The following is a 19608-nucleotide window of genomic DNA, read 5'->3' as shown; positions in this document are numbered from 1 at the left end:
ATGAGTCATAAAGCAAACGTTATGGATATTTTTGTCCAGCGTCCGGTGCTGGCTCTGGTGTTATCGGCGATTATTATTCTTGCCGGTATTGGTGCCGCCCGTACCATTCCGATTCTGCAGTTTCCACAAATGGAAAGTGCTTCGTTGCAGGTCAGCACAACTTATGTAGGCGCGTCTGCCGATGTGGTACAGGGTTTTGTTACCGAACCAATCGAACGTGTTATGTCGACCATTCCTGGTGTCGATTATGTTGATTCCCGCACCTTAGCTGGCGTCAGCACAGTTACCGCCTGGTTAAAATTAAATGAAAACAGCACCGATGCTCTGGCCGAAGCCACTGCACGTCTAAGTCAGATCCGTTTCGAATTACCAGCGGGGGCTGAAGATCCGGCAGTATCGGTCACCCGTGCCGATTCTCAGAATGCCCTGTTTTACCTGGATGTATTCAGCGAACAAATGAGCCGCGCTCAGGTATCGGATTATCTTAACCGCAATGTAAATCCGATTTTATCTTCGATTGATGGCGTACAAAAAGTTGCTCTGGAAGGTGGGCGCAATCCAGCCATGCGCGTATGGATTGATCCGGTAAAACTGGCCAGCTTTGATTTAGGCGCCAGCGATGTTATGACGGCATTACAAGCGAATAATATTATTGCAACGGTTGGCAACAGCGAAAACTCTCGCCAACGTATTAACCTGTTAGCCAACACCACATTGCGTAATATTGAAGACTTCGAGAAGATCGTTATCAGCCGTAAAGAAGGTGCGTTATTACGCTTAAAGGATATCGCCACAGTTGAAATGGGTGAAGAAGAAGGTGAAGTCGACGCTCGTTATACCAAACGCAGTAACACCTTTATTTCAGTATGGCCAATGCCAGGCGCCAATGAAATTGAAGTGGGTGACGCGGTATATGCTGCACTGGATAAAATAAATCCAACATTACCTGCGGATATGCGTATCGATCATGGTTATGACGGTACCATTTACATGCGTAACTCGTTAAAAGAGATTTTTACCACGCTGGCAGAAACCGTGGTTCTGGTTGGCATTGTGGTGATTGCTTTAATGGGCTCTTTCCGTACCGCACTGGTTCCACTGGTGACCATTCCGATTTCGATTTTAGGTGCCATTGCCGCAATGTCGTTATTGGGTTTCTCGTTAAACCTGTTAACCGTGTTGGCCATCGTATTATCAGTGGGCCTGGTGGTAGACGATGCCATTGTGGTGGTGGAAAACGTTGCCCGTTATATGCGTGAAGGTATGTCGCGTACTCAGGCCGCTTTAATCAGCTCTCGCCAGTTGTTGGTGCCAATTATTGCGATGACCTTAACGCTGGCAGCAGTATATGCTCCGATCGGCTTTTTATCCGGTTTAACCGGTTTATTATTCCGCGAGTTTGCTTTCACCCTGGCGGTTGCCGTTTTAATTTCCGGTGTGGTTGCTATTACTTTATCACCAATTATGAGTGCCTATGTTTCGCCGGAAGGTGGTAAAGAAGGCCGTTTAACTGTCTGGGTTAACCAACGTTTTGAAAAGCTGCAGAACGTCTATCTGAAATTCCTCGATGGTGTTTTCGCCTGGCGCCCACAGGTGCTGTTTGCAGCAATTTTTATTGCACTGTTATCGGTGCCTTTTTATCTGTTATCGCAAAAAGAACTGGCGCCGGTTGAAGACCAGAGCAGCATTATGGTGATTCTGGAATCTCCACCAGAATCGTCCATCGACTATACCGTGCGTGAAATGGACAACGTGGTTGATAAGCTGATGTCGTTAGAAAGTGCTCAGGGTGTGTGGCAGATTTTACGTGCCGCCGGTGGTTTCTCAGGTGTAAATCTGGGAGAAACGAACGAGCGCGACCAAAGTGTGCAGGAAATTCTGCCACAACTGTTTGGTGAACTGTCTTCCGTTCCCGGAGTACGGGCATTACCCATTCTGCCATCGGCTTTGCCTACCGCCGGTCAGTTTGATGTCGAACTGGTGGTTCAGGGGCCAGATGATTACGCCACCATGCGTAACTATGTTGATCAGTTATTAGGTGCTGGTTTTGCCAGTGGTAAATTCTTATTTGTCGACAGCGATTTAAAAGTTGACCTGCCACAAATGAAATTAAAACTGGATCGTGAGCGTATTGCGGATCTGGGCATGGATATTAATACCGTCAGCCAACAGTTATCGGTATTAATGTCGGGCAACTTTGTGAATCGCTTTGATGCTGATGGCAAAGCGTACCGGGTTATTCCACGAGTTAAAAATGACGCACGTGATAATGCCGAACAGATATTAAATCTGCGCATCCGTACGCCATCCGGTGAATTATTACCACTGTCGGCGATGGCCACTCTGGAACAGGAAGCGGCACCACGTGCATTGGGTAAATTTAACCAGCAAAAATCCTTCCGTATTATGGGCGGTATTATTCCTGGCTTTACCAAAGAACAAGGCTTAGCCGCACTGGAAACCGCTGCGGCTGACATTCTGCCGAAAAGCTACAGCATTGATTACGCCGGTGAATCACGCCAGTTACGTCAGGAAGGTAATACTCTGATTGGTGTATTACTGGTAGCGTTAGTTGTGGTGTACCTGGTGTTAACCGTGCAATTCAACAGCTTCCGCGATCCACTGGTGGTATTGCTCGGCAGTGTGCCTCTGGCGCTGGCGGGTGCTTTGATGTTGCCATTTATCAGCCTCACCAGTGTGAATATTTATTCACAGATTGGTCTGATTACCTTAGTAGGCTTAATCGCCAAAAACGGTATTTTGATTGTGGAATTCGCCAACCACCTACAGGAGCAAGGACTGGATAAACTGAACGCTGCCAAACAAGCTGCAACCACTCGTTTACGTCCGGTATTAATGACCACCGCGGCGACAGTGCTGGGTCACTTCCCTCTGGTACTGGTTACCGGCCCGGGGGCAGAAGCACGTAACAGCATCGGTATTATTCTGGTGGGTGGTATGATTATTGGTACCCTGTTTACCCTGGTGATTTTACCTGTGATTTATCAGATGCTGGCAGAAGATCGCCATGGTCATAAACACGAAGAGGAAGAGTGTGAAATCGAAGGAACCTTTGTTGCTCACAGCTAACAAACTTCCGGAAGCTCGCTGGTATTGGCTTATTGCCTTTAAACCTTCTTAAAATAAAAACGGCTGCAATCTGCAGCCGTTTTTTGGTCAAAGCAAAACTATTTAATCCGGAAGCGGTTATACAGCCATAACCAATATTGAGGATAACGACGGATAACCTGCTCCATGCTCTCTACCAGTCGCTGGGTAAGCAGGCTCAGAGCTTCTTCACGAGGCATCTGCAGGCCTTGCACTTCATCAACGTCGGCCAGTTTGTCGATATACACCACCAGCTCATCCTGCTCACGAATGCCATAAATAAAATACAACGGCACTTTTGCCAGTACTGCTAACGAGGCTGCCGTTTTTGGCACGGTGGTTTTTTGCCCGAGAAACTCAACTTCAGGGCCTTTATCACGCAAATCACTGTGAATAAACACGCAGTGCTTTTTATGCAGCTTAGCGATCAGGTCAAACAGAATACCTTTGTTTTTAGTCAGATAAGGTAAGCCGGTTTGCTCCAGCATGGCGGCACCGAGATGATGTAGTTGAGGATTATCGTCACCCGCACCAATAATGGTACACACCTCATGACCCAGCTGCTGAATGGCATAGGTCGGTGCTTCGGTCTGGCCAATATGCACAGAAGCAAACACCGCTCCCTGAGTTCCGGCTTCGGGCAATAACTCTGCACCAACAACACGATAATTCTCCGCCGGAATCTGCAACATATTGATGATTTCATCACAGGCAAACCGGGTGGAATCTTTTGCCACCGCTTTTACCTGGCTGGCATCATATTGTGGGAAAATCGTCTGCACACGTTTATGCAAACGTTTTTTCTGAGCCAGATACAACAGACTAGAGATAGACCGGGAGAAGCCGCTACGAATAGGCTTGGGTGCATTTAACACCCGCCACAGCAATTTATAACCACCGGTTAATTTTTCTGAAGACGGTGCCATCTCAAGCAATCTCCGCCAATTCATCAACCTGAAGCGTCTGAATGTCATCCGCCTGATAAAGTGCCAGCAACTTTTTGCCATCTACTTTATGGTTGTTGTTAAACGGAATACACCCAACATCAGCTAACAATATTTCAGACGGCACCATATATTCCGGTAAACGTGCCGCCAGCTGCTGTTGCAACATCTGACTTCTTTCTGACGAATAATCTTTTGAGTTCTGAAAAGCGAATGCAATTAAGCGCACCACTTTATCGCCTCGTTTTAACCCCAGCACCACAGAGCTTTCAACACCATCAGCCTGATCCAGTACTTTTTCAATTTCCGTGGTTTCAATACGGTAACCGTTTAATTTGATCTGATCGTCGCGGCGGCCGAGGTAATACAATACCTCACCTTTAAAATAGCCATAATCACCGGTGCGATACGCACGCATACCGTTACGAGTGAAAAATGCTTTATTCGCCGGCAACTGTGGGTCGAGATAACCAACCGACACGTTGTTACCGCAGATAACAATTTCACCTTCACCATCCGTCACTTCACCCTGCTCGTCTAACACCACCACTTCACCACTGGTTTTGGTGTAACCAATCGGCAGGTTACCCGGATGTTCGGTTAATAATTGCTGATCAACCTTTAGTAAGGTCACCACTACCGTCGCTTCGGTCGGGCCATAGGCGTTATAAACACAGCCATCACCAAAACGCTGGTTTAACTGGCTGGCAATTCGATGCGGTAACGCCTCACCCGCAAGAGTAAAACGTTTCAGCGCCGGAAAATTCTGTTGATTAAAATCTTTCGCCATCAGCCATTTGGTCACGAACGACGGAGTCGAGACCCAATCAGTACAACCGTGATCTTTTAATAACGCGAAGAAGGTCTGATGGTCCTGATAAATATCACGATCAATCAATAACAAACTGCCACCATGGCCCATCGCCGTGGCCATATCCATCATGGAAACATCAAAGGTAAACAACGACTGGCTGAGAGTGACGCTGTTGCTGTTCATAGGGAAATCGCTTTCCACCCAGCCCCAGAAATCCTGAAACGCGTCGTAGGTAATCTGCACCCCTTTGGGGTCGCCGGTACTGCCGGAAGTGAACAGGATATACATCAGCTGCTGATCCGGGTTATTTACCCAGCATTCCCCCAGATCAAAACGACTCCATTGCTGTTGCTCTAAATCCACCAGCAGACCACAACCTAATTGCTGTTGAATGGCCAGTAAACGATCTCGCGGATAAATGGTATCCACTGGTACATAAGGTACAGATAGCTGGATACAGGCCAGCATGGTAATCACAAACTCATGCTGCTTATGACCATAAATCACTACCGGGCCATCACCCGCTTGCTGGGCAATACGTTCGCGGGTTTGCTCAACCTGTTGTTGTAACTGCTGCCAGCTGGTGATCTTCTGATGTGAAATCAGTGCGGCTTTATCGGAGAACTCCTCGACAGCGACGAATTCACGGCGGTAGAAATCAAACTTCATAGTTTCAGCCCGCTTGTTTTTCAGTAACCAAGGCCGCTATCTGATCAACGGTTTCCAGCTTTTCCGGCGTCAGGTCTTCGATGTCCAGCGACAGGCTGAACTCGCTTTCCAGAGCCAACACCAGATCCACCATGGCGACGGAATCTAACAAGCCAGTGCTGACCAGAGGTTGTTCGGCCGTAACGGTTTTAAAGGTAATGTCTTTGATTAAGGCGATAATGATGTCGTTCACGATATGCTTCCGGTAAAACCAGGCGCCAGCGGCGCTACCAGTGTGTTTGCCATGGCTGGCAAAATTCGCGGCAACTCTAGTTGCTTTGCCAGTATGAATCAAATATGTCTCACATCTTAGTTTACGAGACATAGATGAATCAGAACTGAACCACACAGAAAGTGCGACAAATTAACGCAGCAAACCGGTAAATCGCACCCGGGGTCGTTATACTGACGCCATGAATCATGATCTGAATCTTGTATTAAAACGTCTGGCCTTATTGCGCTTATCAATCGCATCGATCTGGCTGATGTTTCTTGGCTATCTGCAGTTTGGCGGCTTTTCTCAGCTGCAACCGGCGTGGGCATTGTTAGCTACCTATATGCCGTTATTGCTGATCAGTGCCTGGCAGGGTCAGAAGCAAAACGTCAAAGAATGGCATTTGTTCTGTCACCTCGCGTTTGAAGCACAGTTGCTGGCAGGCCTGCTGTTTTTTACCGGTGGTGCAACCAACCCGTTTATCTCTTATTTTCTGGTGCTGCTGGTGTTTGCCGCCTACAGCCTCAGCGGTACGCTGGCATTCTGGATTACTGCGCTCTGTATTGCAGACTACAGTGTGTTGAGCCAGTGGTATCAGCCCTTACTGCTGGCAACGCATCAACATGATATGACCAGCAATTCGTTATTCAGCTGGCACCTGGCCGGAATGTGGCTGACGTTTGTCATCAGTGCGCTGATCGTGATCACCTTTATCCCGATGTTATTAAAAGCGCGCCAGAGCCAGCAGCAGGAAATTCAGCAGCTACGGGAACAGCAGCTTAAAAACGAGCAGCTCATCGGTATCGCCACCCTGGCCGCCGGTACCGCCCACGAAATGGGCACGCCACTGATGACCATGAATATGATTCTGGATGACGTCGCCCAACAACCACAACAACCGTTATTAGCAGAAGATCTGGAGATTCTGCGCGAACAGGTCGCCACCTGCCGACAGTCGCTGCAACAACTGGCCAACGCCGGTCGTAGCGCCCATGAGATCGGCAGCCAGGATGCTTATCACTGGCTGAGCACGCAGCTGCATCGCTGGCGCCTGAGTCATCCGAATGCTTTATGGCTCGACAACGGCATCAGCAGCGCGGCGCTGCTACCAAGCTCACCATTGCTGGACCAGGCACTGCTGAACCTGCTGGATAATGCCGCGGAAGCTGGCCGGCAGCCGATAGAATTAACCACAGAGATCGTTGGTCACCATTGGCAGCTGTCAATTCTGCAGCCGGATGCAGCGGCAGCCGATCAGCTGAATCAACAAAGTCTGTTTCACAGTCAGAAAGAAGACGGAATGGGAATTGGGCTTTACCTCAGCAACGCCAGTGTCGAACAATTTGGCGGCTCTATTCATTTATCAGCATCCGACGACGGCGGCAGCCTGTGCCAGCTTCGCCTTCCGCTAACCGCAACCACACAGACAGCAGCCCATGACCAATAAACGCGTTTTAGTCATCGATGACGACTTACATTTTGCCAAGGTATTGTGTCGCAGCCTGGAGCGTAACGGTTACACCAGCTGGCATGCGGAAAACGCTGAACAGGCACTGTCACAGGCCAGCGAACACAAACCGGACTGGATCACCCTAGATCTGCGCCTTGAGCAAGACTCCGGTCTACAACTGATCGAACCACTGATACAGCGGCTGCCGGATGTCCGAATTGTGATGCTCACCGGTTACGCCAGCATTCCAACAGCAGTTGAAGCGGTAAAATTGGGCGCTCACAATTACCTGCACAAACCCGCCACCTTACAGGAACTGGTGAATGCGTTTTCCGACAATCCGCAGACACAGGAAGTCGAACAGGCACCGGAAGTAATGTCGGTTGATCGCATGGAATGGGAACATATTCAGCGCGTGCTGAATGAGAATAACGGCAATATTTCAGCCACCGCGCGGGCACTCAATATGCACCGTCGCACGCTACAGAGAAAGCTGCAGAAGTACGCCCCCCGTTAATAAAACAATGGGGAATAATGGCAAACAGAAGAAAGAAAAGAGATTAAAAATCGCCTGGTCAAAGCCAGGTGGCTTTGACCAGAGACAGACTGATAATCAGCCTTTGTCCTGCCAGATGTTACGATCAATTTCACCCGGGAAATCATCCGCCGCAGTGAACTTAGGCACCTGCTGACTGTTGAGCTGGGCTTCGTAATCACGGGTCAGTTTAACCACCACACCCGACAACATCACCAGTGCAACCAGATTCACCATCGCCATCAGGCCCATCGACGCATCAGCGGTATCCCAGACGATACCCACTTTTTCAATCGCGCCCCAAACCACCATCGCAACAACCAGTACACGAACCACCAGCAGAACCGGTTTTATCGAGCGGTTGCCAAGCAGGTAAATCAGATTGCTTTCAGCGTACATGTAATTACCGATAATCGAAGTAAAGGCAAAGAACAGAATCGCAATCGCCACCAGCGCTTTACCGCCACCACCCAGGGTTGCGTCCAGTGCTGCCTGAGTCAGCTCAACACCACTCACACCATTACCCGGCTCCATAACGCCGGACAACAGAATCACCAACGCAGTACAGGTACAAATAACGATGGTGTCGATAAATACACCCAATGATTGTACGAAGCCCTGAGACGCCGGATGATGAGGCCGTGGCGCAGCACTGGCTGCAGCATTTGGCGCACTGCCCATACCCGCTTCATTAGAGTACAGACCACGCTTAACGCCGTTCAACAAGGCCACCATTAAGCCGCCCATAAAACCACCAGCAGCCTGTTCCAGTCCAAAGGCACTGCTGAAGATCTGAGCAAACATCGCCGGAACCTGCTCGATGTTCATTGCCACAACGGCCAGCGCAACCAGCAAATAAACCAGCGCCATCATTGGCACTAACGCTTCCGCAGCACGGGCAATGGAATGAATGCCGCCAAAAATAACGACCCCGGCAATCGCCGCAATCACCAAACCAGTAACCAGCGTATCGATACCAAACGCACTCTGCATCGCCACAGCAATGGAGTTCGCCTGAACCGCATTAAAGATAAAACCAAAGGAGATAATCAGCAGTACCGCAAACAGCATTCCCATCCAGCGCTGGCCCAGGCCACGCTCCATGTAATACGCCGGTCCACCGCGATAGGTGCCCTGATCGTCCTGGGTTTTATACAGCTGTGCCAGTGCACTTTCTGCATAACCTGTGGCCATGCCCAGCAGCGCCGTCATCCACATCCAGAAAATGGCACCCGCACCACCGATGTACAGCGCCACCGCAACACCGGCCAGGTTACCGGTACCAACACGCGAAGCCAGTGACGTACACAAAGCCTGAAAAGGTGAAATACCAAAGTTATCTTTTGCCCGGCCACTGAGCAAAATCGCAAACATATGTCTGAAACGTCGCAGTTGTAAAAACCGCAAACGCAGGGAGAACATAACACCAACACCCAGCAATAAAGGCACCATAAGCTGACCCCATACCAGGGAGTTAATTGCACCGATGATCGATTCCATAAAAACCTCAAGTTCAACCCGAAAGTAATGTGAAATACCTTTCATCAAACGTGGCTCTTGCATGATCAGAAAACAGACCAGTAAAAAGCAGCGACGTTACAAGCGTCGTTGTTGTGAGTTCCTTCTGGCGGGGCGCGTCAGAAAACAGCGCTGTCGTTCTTACTTTCGGAAAGTGTGATTAGATAGACCCGATTACGCTATCACAAAAAACCAACCAATCGGTCATACCTTTCCGGAACAAAGGCAAATACAGTAGAAAAACCGCACAACTACCTAAGTAGTTATTTTGCACACAGAGAGCTTTCACCAATAAATTCGGCGTTAACGGCATTAATGAAAATAAGAGTCTTCATCAAAAGTACTGAGCCAGCGATTATGAAATGCCACCATACCAGTAATAAACATGCCGTTTACCACACCTTCGGGGAACATCATCATCGGCAAATAACGTAAATAATCCCGCCAGATGGTATCCCAGCTGTGAATATCCAGCCCCCACATCAGGCCACTGCGTAACACGTCCGAAAATGCGTGGGTGAATCCGGCGTTCAGAAAACCCGCCACCAGAATATAAACAAACGGGTTATGCACCATGCGTTTATAAACCGCTAAATAAAATGCGTAACTGAATAAAATGGGTAAAACACTGAAAAACAGGTACTGAAAACCAAATTCGAGCCATTCCAGCTTGCCGGTTAACAACATAATTAACTGCACAAAAGCGGCCGCAATCAGTGCCAATGGCCAGCCCATCAACAACATGATTGCGGTGTAGCCAAGAATATGAAAATGCATGCCGGGAAGAATACCGGCGCGCATCTGCCAGAACACCGCCAGCACCACCACGCTGCCCCAGAAAAAGTGTTGGGTACCACGGTATTCTTTCAATGCCGTCCAGCTTACCGCACGAGCCGCAATCGCCAGTACCAGCAGGCTCACAACCGCCGTCGTCAGCAATAAACTGTGGGGAATTAACGCAACAACAGAATCAGGAGTGGATTCGGCCATCTGGATAGTTCTCTGTTCAGGTCAGAGTGAAAGCATCACAGCGGTAAGCCATACAACAGCGCATCTTCACGGCCGCAGCTTTTGCCGCTTTCATCAAATAAAGGATAGTAGTTGGTACGTCGGCCTAATTCACAAAAGCCGGAATGTTCATACAAGGCAATCGCAGTGGTATTACTTTCCCGCACTTCGAGAAATATCTGCTCTGCCTGATGGCGTTGCGCCTGTTCTATCACCTGATCTAGCATCTTACGGCCAAGGCCCCGGCCCTGCATATCAGGATGAACCGCAATGGTTAACAGCTCGGCTTCGCCTGCTACGGCGGACACTACCGAGTGCGCCTGAATAACTCCAGCTTCTTCCCACACCCAGCAAGTGTCGGGCTTTTCCAGATAGCGCTGCATAATACTGGCCGCCCAGGGATGAGAGTGGGCAGCTTGTTCAACCCGCATAATGGCATCCAGATCAGACCTGAGTGCCTGACGAATCACAGCTGACCATCCTGAGCCAACAAGGCTTGCCATAAACGGCGTTTTTCAGCTGGCGATTGCATCGCCGTCTGAATATCGGTTGCGGTAAACGTCAGTTGAGCACCACACTCAGGTAACCACTCCTGAGCCGCGTCACCGAAAGTAATCAGGTATTTAACACCCTGACCGGCAAAGTGCTGCCATTGAGCGGACAACGCCTGCTGCGCCACTGCACGTCCCTGATCCTGATGACTGGATTCAATAAACGGCCAGCGGAAACACAAAGGTGCCTGCATCATTTCGATTGGTTGTTTCATACCCATCATTACCCGATGAGCAAAACGCATCATGGCATCCAGCTGCTGGGCATCACTGCACACCCATAAGCCGTGTTGACCGATACGCAGGAAATGTAATTCAAACCGTGGTGGCGTCAGGTCAGCTGGCGCCTCATTGGCTGCTGGTGAGCCAGCCGCTTGTGAATCGACAACTGCCGTTTCTTCCGCAGCTGGCTTAGCAACAGGCTGCTGATTGGCCGCTAACTTTTCAGCGACTTTTTCTGCGGCATCACCCACTGCCAGTAATTCCGCAGCCATGACTGGCGGAATATGATGCGATTGCGCTAATTGCTCAACTTCGGCATGGGAATGATGGTTTGCTGCCACCTGCGGCAGCCAACGAGGTTCAGGAGCGTGAGGCAGCGGCTCACGAGGCATCCACTGAGTGATGCCCATCGCCTGTAAATATTCGAGCCGCGTTTGCTCCAGCATAAAAGGAAGGGCTTATACGCCGTCTGCTTGTGGATGCTGGCGTTCGCCACCATCCAGCAGGTTTAATGCATGAATATAAGCTTTAGCAGACGCAATCACGATATCGGTATCAGCACCGTTACCGTTGACAATGCGACCGCCTTTTTCCAATCGAACGGTTACTTCGCCCTGAGAGTCGGTACCTTCGGTAATTGCATTCACAGAGTACAACAGTAAGTTAGCACCGGATTGAGCAACCGCTTCAATCGCTTTGAAAGAGGCGTCTACCGGGCCACTGCCGTCAGACTTGTTTTTAAACTCTTCACCGTTACGACTAACCACTACTTCAGATACCGGAGTTTCGCCAGTGGCTGAATGGCTTTCCAACGATACCAGCTTGTAGACATCCTCAACGGCTGCGGCTTTGGCTTCAGATACCAGCGCCTGCAAATCTTCGTCAAAAATTTCGTGCTTTTTGTCCGCCAGATCTTTAAAACGAGCAAAGGCTTCGTTCAGCGCCGCATCGGTTTCAAAGGTCACACCCAGTTCTTCTAAGCGGCTACGGAACGCCGCACGGCCAGAGTGTTTACCCATAACCATTTTGTTAGCGCCCCAACCTACGTCTTCAGCCTTCATGATTTCGTAGGTTTCGCGGTGTTTCAGTACGCCGTCCTGATGAATACCAGACTCGTGAGCAAAGGCATTAGCGCCAACAATGGCTTTGTTTGGCTGAACCGGGAAACCAGTGATCGAAGACACCAGACGGGAAGTCGGAACGATATGAGTGGTATCAATACCGGTGGAGATATTAAACAGATCGCTACGGGTGCGGGTTGCCATCACCAGCTCTTCCAGAGATGCATTACCAGCACGCTCACCCAGACCGTTAATAGTACATTCCACCTGGCGTGCGCCGTTGGCTACGGCAGACAGAGAGTTCGCAACTGCCAGACCTAAATCGTTGTGACAGTGCACAGAGAAAATCGCTTTATCCGCATTCGGAATACGTTCGATCAGAGTTTTGATCTTAGCGCCAAACTCTTCCGGGATGGCATAACCAACAGTATCCGGGATATTGATGGTGGAAGCACCGGCATCAATCGCTGCTTCGATAATACGACACAGGAAATCGATTTCAGAACGACCGGCGTCTTCACAGGAAAACTCAACGTCTTCAACAAAACCACGCGCTTTCTTGACTGCATATACAGCTTGCTCAATCACCTGATCCGGCTGCATACGTAACTTGTATTGCATATGGATTGGCGAAGTCGCGATAAAGGTGTGAATACGCGCACGTTCGGCTTCCTTCAGTGCAGCCGCTGCGTGCTCCAGATCGCGATCAACCGCGCGCGCCAGAGAACAGATAGTGCTTTCACGCACGTTGGCAGCAACCGCTTGAATGGCTTCAAAGTCGCCCGGGCTGGCAGCAGCAAAACCGGCTTCGATCACATCGACACGCATTTTCTCCAGCGCTTTACCGATGCGGATCTTTTCATCTTTGGTCATCGACGCGCCAGGGCTCTGCTCGCCATCGCGCATCGTGGTATCGAAAATGACCAAACGGTCTTGCTGACTCATATGCTACTCCGCTGCTTATGCTTATAAGTTGATATCGCGCCATTATACGCGCGATACCAGCTTTCTGCAGCAGCGAAGCGGCAGATTAAGAGAGGTTTAACGGATAGGAGTAGCCGTCAGATTGGTGGTCATATTCAGGTTTTGCAATACGGCACCCGAGAGTATTGTCTGAGGTGCAGCCACATCAGGGTGTTTTAACTGAATCTGATCAATTTGCAGCTCTTTAACCGCAATACTGCCTTGAACTGCGAAACCTAATGGTCGAAGCGCCTGCTGGGCGGCATTTGGGTTCGCGACATAGGCATATCCGGTGCGAGTACTGTCGTTATAAATCAGCTCATCATTGATATCACCATTCACACCTTGGGCATCTGGCCCTGACGACTTTTTCAATACACGAGTTTCATATACATCGATTTTCAGATCGGCCTTCAAACCGAAATTGTTACTGTCAGATGCACCCAAACCATCATTGGTGCTATAGCCATCAAAAATGATCTGCGTCCCCGTATCATTGACTGCATTTCCGGAGGCATCAGTATCACGGTTATTTTCCCAGGTTAATCGGTTTCTGGCTGTTGTTCCTGCAGAAGTCTGCCCCTCCGCAGCTAGTGCCGCTTTCAATGCAACTGTGATGCCCTCATTACCCCGGTCTTCCCAACGTCCACCAGCGCTGCTGCAACTGCCAGCATCAACAGCGGTAGCACCAACACATACGGCACCGGCACCACCAGGGTTAACAGTTAGCGAAGAACCTTTTTCAAAACGTTCTAACTTAATACGACCGAGACTTCGACCTGTATTCCGGTCTCCCCAGCGCATATCGTTAACGTCCATCGTACTCCATTGCTCGGTTCGGTTTATTGCCAATCCACTATTACTGACATCAATCTGAAACCCTCTTAGGTGCACATCATAGTTAACACCTGTAGCCCAAACGCCACTACCATTTTCATCAATCGACAAACCAATATTGGTATCACTAAACAGATAATCAACGTCGATTTGAATACCACCACCGCTGGAACCACCAGCCGTGATGTATGTATATCCGTCAAGATTAAAATCCATTGCCTGAAAAACTTCTAATGATAGTAGTAACTCTGCTCCACCTTGAATAGGTGCATTGCTATTACCAACTTTGAGCCCATCGATACTGTAACTACCTTTAAACTGATTCATACCCACAGCAATCGCTGCTTTATCAGCTGTGCCCGCATTCTGGTCATGATCGAAGGAGCGAAAGTCCAACGTTAAGTCTCCACGGCCAAAACTTTCGATACCACTTACAATAACGGTTCGTCCGTTATCAACATAAGACAAATTAGCGTTGGTCAAATTCCATTCAAGGCCTGTAGACAACCCCTCACTGTTACTATTTAGACCCGAATAAAAACTTTGAGCATAAGGGCGTATTGCGGCGGGCTGTGCTGCGAAAACGGGCTGTCGAATACCTGGATAAAATTTAAATAAGTTTCGATAGGTTTCCCCATTGTGAACACCATCTTTTAATAAATAATCCAACCGAATAGCACCAACCGGATTTACACTATCGCCGATCAGGATCCGATCGGCATTGAAAGAACCATCTATTTGCTCGAACGCGAGTAGTAGATGGTCAGACATTACATCAAGCGAGAGGTTCTTAAGGTTCACCGCGCCATTGAAATCACCCATTATCAGGTGGTTGCCGTCATCAGTGAAACGTACAAAATTGGTTGAGTCATTTAGAATATTAATATTAGCATTCAAATGAATTCCTTCAGTTCCTTCGCGACCCCCGCCAAATACTTCTGCGCTACCGGACAATGCTAATTTCCCTGATAATGTACCTAAAGAAACACCCCCCAGCTTCAAGCCACCAGTAGAAAAGTCGTAAGAAAATTCGTCCAAATCGAATCTCAGTCCGGCCTTACCATCTATATCTGTCGTAGTCCCAATCCCCAGACGCGTAATGTTGGCATTATAGCCAATATCATCGAAGCTCAAAGAGCTCCCATTAGTTGTCCACGTCAGTTCCGCATCATCGATAGAAGTCTGAAAAGCACCTTCAAGGAAATTATCGGGCTTACTACTACCTCCTAGTCGAACCGTGCTATTGCCAGAATAGTCCAGACGGAACTGCCCCAGGCTTCCGTCAGAGTTATTTATTCGTACCGAACCAACAGTAATACGAGATGGATCAATTTCTGTTGTAATATGAAGTCGACCATCCGCATCAATATCCATGACCTGCTTAACCAAGCTGTTTTCATTGATGTTAGATTGTTTTCCGCGGGCAATATCGTTGATCTGAAGACTATTACTGTCGTCAATATATGAAAACTGACCAATAGAGTAGGAGGTGTCAGTTTCGACAGTTAATCCTGCCTGGCCAGTAACTCGATCTAATTCCTGATCAGGAATAGGCTGGAGAGCATCTACTTCAGCAGCCAGAAGAACGACCCCAACTGTTAATATTCTTATCATTATGGAGCACCTGTAGGAAATAACAGCAAATTCCCCTGCTGGTTAGAAAAACCATTCACATTAACGGTAAAAATATTCGATTGCTGAAAACCTGACTCTGTAGGTCGAGCTGCATTGCTGTTAGCAACAGTAAACTTTAATTCTTCGAACTCGATACGATTAGGCAACCCGAGCTCCAAAACATCTTCGTTAAATGCAGCGCCATCGCCATTGAACCCGCTATTAATTTTCCGTGTGCGGAGTGTTAACCCCTCAAATGAAAAACGCCCACGAATATTATCCAACACCAGCCAACCACCACTTTCATCACCCCCATTCAATGCTAATCGAGCACCGCAACGAGCATCGGAGGAAGTTGGAGAGCAACTTTTTTGCCAAATGCTTGGTCCATCAACGTTAAGTGGTCCACCATTTTCATTAATAGTTAAGTCGCCTGTCAGGTAGACACCACCCTGAGCGGTTACATTCCCCAGTTCATCACCTGAGAGTGGCTCTAATGCTACAAGGCTCGTAAAAGGGGTTAGCAACAAAAAAATAAGTGAGGTGTTTATTATTTTTTTCATAATGAGTATCCGCTACTGTGTCAGATCCCTGCTACGTACATTCAAGTATTGAATTTGTAGATTGCTGATAGTGCTGCTACCGAAATTTTGACCACCGACACTGACATTATTTATATAAACATCAGCTCGAGGGCCATTATTATAAAAGTCTTGATACCCCGCACTGCCTAAACTGCAGCCACCTGAACTATTCAGATCCGCACAAGCAGAGGTTTTACTACCAATATTTAATTCAAAGTTACCATCACCGTTGACTTCAAATGATACTGGCTGCTTGTCTCCGTAACCAAGTTCAGCTGATATAGCAACATCCTGAAACACCACGCTGGTGCCACGTCCACTACCATCCGGATTCGATGCATAAACAGTAAGATCATCGGCGACAAGAGATATTGCCAAGTTCGACAATGCTGTTGAACGGCTGTCATCCCCCCAAATACGCACACTGCTTCCATCCACTGCAACACCACGAGCATGAATATCAAGCTTTTGAGCGGGAGTCCCGTTTTCAACCATATCGAAGCGTATGCCAGTATCAAATCGCTCGCTTGACCGACTGCTTAATACACTACGATTTATTCCAGAAACTGAGTCCACTCTGCTATTACATGCTGTGCCATGATTACAGCGGTTATCGGCAGGCCTTGCAGACCTGCTTTCATTTAACAAACTTCCGTTGTTTGCGCGTTTGGGAGCGGAAAATTCGAAAACCGCTTTATCTTGAATGCCAATCGTATCGCCATCTACCAGTTCAAGATTGTATGGATTATTTAATCTTCCAAGATTAACGGTATTCCCAATAACGTTTGCCCCTTCATTACTATTATCACCAGCAATGTAGAAACGACTAACGCTCAATACAACAGGCTGACCCTGGTCATTAACGAGCTCACTGATATCCAACCGATTATTTGGGTCTAGGTCTTCACCAGCTTCAAAAGCAAAGTCTTCCCAAACAAGTCCTATCCCTTCACCATCAACAGCACTGAGTTCCGCGTCGCCTAGTTGCTTTAACTCAGCGATACACGGGTTAGCAAAAATAACAATCGAGCTAAGTAACAATGGCTTAATTATCATAGTATGGGTCCAGCATTTTCGTACGAACACGCGGAATACCACCAAATGATTGTTCAAAATCGACAGTAATCCCACCATTAGGAATATTTACAAAAGCACCTGAAACCGTTTGCGTATTAGAGTTACCATCACGCCAGGTGACTGGCTGAGACTGGAAAGAAAGAAACATACCTCTTGCTGGAGTATTACCACTGCCGATGTCCAGACTACGGAAGTCTCCAAGTGAGAAACAGGTTGGTAACCCAAGAACGCCACAATTGTTCGAGCCAAACAACCCAAGCAGAAAATCACTCAGTCCACCCAGATTACACCCTGATTCACATTGGAGTGTGCTACCGTTTGGCACACCAACCTGTTGAGCTCTTACATTAGTTGGATTACCTGCTGAGTCTACGAGTACTGCATCAGCTCTGAGCCTAGTATCACGACTAACGCCGGCGAAGAATAGCGCGCTTCGTTGGAAAAAGTTTGCGCGATCATAAATAGGCCTAGCAGTACCAACAACATTAACTTCGATATTACCGGTTAACGATTTGATATCTCCACTCAGCTTCCCTAAAGCTTCGCCAAATCCGATACGCACACCAACAACTTTTTGTGAACCTCCTGACTTATCAAATGCTAATTCGATAAAAGGATCTTTAATTTTAAAGGGAGTAATCGAACCATCTGCATTAACCTCTCCGAGAGCGAGGTCGCGAATCCTTACATCAGCACCTGCGGAGCCGTTACGCTCATAATTTCCCAATTCAACTAAATCTGCATTCAGAGATGTTTCTACATCAAGACCCAAGGTTACCTTAGTAAAATCAAGGCCATTTGCAGCAGAGCGATCAAGTTGCAGAAAGGCCTGACCAGTCGAATTCGACATTTGGTCATCCGTCATTGGTTTCAATGCTGCTTGTGAAAAATGAGTAAATAACACAAGTATGTAGCAAGTTATTAATTTATAACTCAACATGTAGCCTCATGAGAACTTTGACATCACTGTTGTATAAATTCAGTCTAGCGCTGAATTAAATGAGATATAGTGACATCGTGTTTTTATTATTAATCTTCAGTTACAACAGGATATGAATTGAAGCGAGCTCTTCAACAATTATTAGAGGTACGATCGTACACTTTACAAAAAAGTCAGAAATATTTGTGTAAAACCCTATAAAAATAGGCTTTTATGCAATCTATTGGGCTAACCAATATTTATTTTTTGTACTTTCGTTTTATTTTAATTTCTTTCGAGAGATTACACACATCAATAGATTTAAAAACATTCAAACATAACTACATTGAAATTATTAAAACACACCCTCCCTCCTGAAAACTTATAAATTAGCATAACGTTTAGTGTCTTATAGGCCCCCAACCGTTACACGAGCAGTTGTACTCACCTGCCTCGTATGGTCGAGACTCGTGGTGGGGATTATTTCTTTATCCCAAGTATCACCGCACTGGAGATGATTGCTCAGGGGATTGTTGATCCGGCTTAGCGTTCATACGAACAGATCCGGAACAACCGTCTGCTGCAGGACGCAGCAGCCGAGTATACAGGGACGTACTTGCTACGTGTTGTAAGGGAGTAACCGGGAGCTGTTTGTTGCGGAGCTGGCCGAGATAGAGCCCCACTATTATCTTCGCGACACGCGGTAAATACATCCCTGTACGCTCGACTAACGCGTCCCTGCGTTAGACGGTCGCTCCAGATAACAGTGGAGCTCTATCTCTTTCATTCTTTAAATACACTTCTGGTTCAGAACATTTTTTCCAGGCAAAGAAAAGCCCCGACCGCGTAAGCGATCGGGGTTTTAGAATAAGAGCTTGACGATGACCTACTCTCACATGGGGAAGCCCCACACTACCATCGGCGATGCTGCGTTTCACTTCTGAGTTCGGAATGGATTCAGGTGGTTCCACAGCTCTATTGTCGTCAAGCAAACTTGTATGCATTGTGGTCGTCTTACGATGTCTGCGACTACGTTGCAAATAAGGTTGGATACATGAGTTTTTTTAAGTTGTTCACCTAAAAAGAGATTCTCTAACGAACCGGCGGCTGCCGATTGTTCTTTACTCTGTTTTATTCAGAGTTGGCTTGTTAACACAACCAGTTTGGGTGTTATATGGTCAAGCCTCACGGGCAATTAGTACAAGTTAGCTCAACGCCTCACAACGCTTACACACCTTGCCTATCAACCAGGTAGTCTTCCTGGGCCCTACAGGGAACTCGAAGTTCCAGTGAGATCTCATCTTGAAGGGGGCTTCCCGCTTAGATGCTTTCAGCGGTTATCCTGTCCGAACGTAGCTACCGGGCAATGCCATTGGCATGACAACCCGAACACCAGAGGTTCGTCCACTCCGGTCCTCTCGTACTAGGAGCAGCTCTTCTCAAATCTCAAACGCCCACGGCAGATAGGGACCGAACTGTCT

Annotated in this window: 15 protein-coding genes and 2 rRNA genes (1 of these 17 only partly in view); 3 read left to right on the top strand and 14 right to left on the bottom strand. The window is 47.9% G+C overall.

The window, feature by feature from the left end; genetic code table 11:
* Positions 1–3090: an efflux RND transporter permease subunit gene (locus ACOQOZ_RS17115; protein ID WP_420589365.1), complete on the top strand. Its 3090-nt coding sequence runs from the start codon at positions 1–3 to the stop codon at positions 3088–3090.
* Between the two features lie 98 nt (positions 3091–3188).
* On the opposite strand, the gene ACOQOZ_RS17110 is transcribed toward ACOQOZ_RS17115, so the two are convergent.
* Genes ACOQOZ_RS17110 through ACOQOZ_RS17100 form a run of 3 tightly spaced genes read right to left on the bottom strand, consistent with a single transcriptional unit; the run spans position 3189 to position 5767 of the window.
* The gene (locus ACOQOZ_RS17110; protein WP_420589364.1) at positions 3189–4034 is read right to left on the bottom strand and encodes a lysophospholipid acyltransferase family protein; all 846 of its coding nucleotides are present in this window, start codon (positions 4032–4034) and stop codon (positions 3189–3191) included.
* Between the two features lies 1 nt (position 4035).
* Entirely contained in the window at positions 4036–5535 is a 1500-nt protein-coding gene (locus ACOQOZ_RS17105) for an AMP-binding protein (protein ID WP_420589363.1), read from the bottom strand.
* A gap of 4 nt (positions 5536–5539) precedes the next feature.
* Positions 5540–5767 (bottom strand): acyl carrier protein, encoded by a 228-nt coding sequence (locus ACOQOZ_RS17100; RefSeq protein WP_420589362.1) that lies wholly within the window; start codon positions 5765–5767, stop codon positions 5540–5542.
* A 220-nt stretch (positions 5768–5987) separates the two neighbouring features.
* Between ACOQOZ_RS17100 and ACOQOZ_RS17095 the strand changes: the two genes are divergently transcribed.
* Together ACOQOZ_RS17095 and ACOQOZ_RS17090 are read left to right on the top strand one after the other, a co-directional pair.
* On the top strand, positions 5988–7235 hold the full coding sequence (locus ACOQOZ_RS17095) for an ATP-binding protein (RefSeq protein WP_420589361.1): 1248 nt from the start codon (positions 5988–5990) through the stop codon (positions 7233–7235).
* Positions 7225–7755: a response regulator transcription factor gene (locus ACOQOZ_RS17090; RefSeq protein ID WP_420589360.1), complete on the top strand. Its 531-nt coding sequence runs from the start codon at positions 7225–7227 to the stop codon at positions 7753–7755. The genes ACOQOZ_RS17095 and ACOQOZ_RS17090 overlap by 11 nt, the downstream gene beginning before the upstream one ends.
* A gap of 96 nt (positions 7756–7851) precedes the next feature.
* Here the strand turns inward: ACOQOZ_RS17090 and ACOQOZ_RS17085 are convergent, their stop codons facing one another.
* The 11 genes from ACOQOZ_RS17085 to ACOQOZ_RS17035 form a co-directional block, all read right to left on the bottom strand.
* Positions 7852–9273 carry an alanine/glycine:cation symporter family protein gene (locus ACOQOZ_RS17085; RefSeq protein ID WP_420589359.1) on the bottom strand — a complete coding sequence of 474 codons (1422 nt, stop codon included), beginning with the start codon at positions 9271–9273 and terminating at the stop codon, positions 7852–7854.
* A gap of 330 nt (positions 9274–9603) precedes the next feature.
* The gene (locus tag ACOQOZ_RS17080) at positions 9604–10281 is read right to left on the bottom strand and encodes a hypothetical protein (protein WP_420589358.1); all 678 of its coding nucleotides are present in this window, start codon (positions 10279–10281) and stop codon (positions 9604–9606) included.
* Between the two features lie 35 nt (positions 10282–10316).
* Positions 10317–10769: a ribosomal protein S18-alanine N-acetyltransferase gene (gene rimI / locus ACOQOZ_RS17075; RefSeq protein WP_420589357.1), complete on the bottom strand. Its 453-nt coding sequence runs from the start codon at positions 10767–10769 to the stop codon at positions 10317–10319.
* A complete protein-coding gene (locus ACOQOZ_RS17070; protein ID WP_420589356.1) occupies positions 10766–11518 on the bottom strand; it encodes a hypothetical protein in 753 nt (250 codons plus the stop codon). The genes rimI and ACOQOZ_RS17070 overlap by 4 nt, the downstream gene beginning before the upstream one ends.
* A 12-nt stretch (positions 11519–11530) precedes the next feature.
* Positions 11531–13078: a 2-isopropylmalate synthase gene (locus tag ACOQOZ_RS17065; RefSeq protein WP_420589355.1), complete on the bottom strand. Its 1548-nt coding sequence runs from the start codon at positions 13076–13078 to the stop codon at positions 11531–11533.
* 96 nt (positions 13079–13174) lie between these two features.
* A complete protein-coding gene (locus ACOQOZ_RS17060; protein WP_420589354.1) occupies positions 13175–15547 on the bottom strand; it encodes a DUF6160 family protein in 2373 nt (790 codons plus the stop codon).
* The gene (locus ACOQOZ_RS17055) at positions 15547–16110 is read right to left on the bottom strand and encodes a hypothetical protein (RefSeq protein ID WP_420589353.1); all 564 of its coding nucleotides are present in this window, start codon (positions 16108–16110) and stop codon (positions 15547–15549) included. The genes ACOQOZ_RS17060 and ACOQOZ_RS17055 overlap by 1 nt, the downstream gene beginning before the upstream one ends.
* 12 nt (positions 16111–16122) lie before the next feature.
* Positions 16123–17187, bottom strand: coding sequence for a hypothetical protein (locus ACOQOZ_RS17050; protein WP_420589352.1), 1065 nt, complete (start codon positions 17185–17187; stop codon positions 16123–16125).
* The gene (locus tag ACOQOZ_RS17045; protein WP_420589351.1) at positions 17177–18148 is read right to left on the bottom strand and encodes a hypothetical protein; all 972 of its coding nucleotides are present in this window, start codon (positions 18146–18148) and stop codon (positions 17177–17179) included. The genes ACOQOZ_RS17050 and ACOQOZ_RS17045 overlap by 11 nt, the downstream gene beginning before the upstream one ends.
* A gap of 852 nt (positions 18149–19000) precedes the next feature.
* Positions 19001–19116 (bottom strand): 5S ribosomal RNA (rrf, locus tag ACOQOZ_RS17040).
* A 185-nt stretch (positions 19117–19301) separates the two neighbouring features.
* Positions 19302–19608 (bottom strand): 23S ribosomal RNA (locus tag ACOQOZ_RS17035) (it continues 2581 nt past the right edge of the window).

The sequence above is a fragment of the Bacterioplanoides sp. genome (genome assembly GCF_965219715.1).
GTDB lineage: Bacteria > Pseudomonadota > Gammaproteobacteria > Pseudomonadales > Oceanobacteraceae > Bacterioplanoides.
The sequence above is the reverse complement of the archived record's forward strand: the minus strand, read 5'-3'. Positions and strand labels throughout refer to the sequence as shown.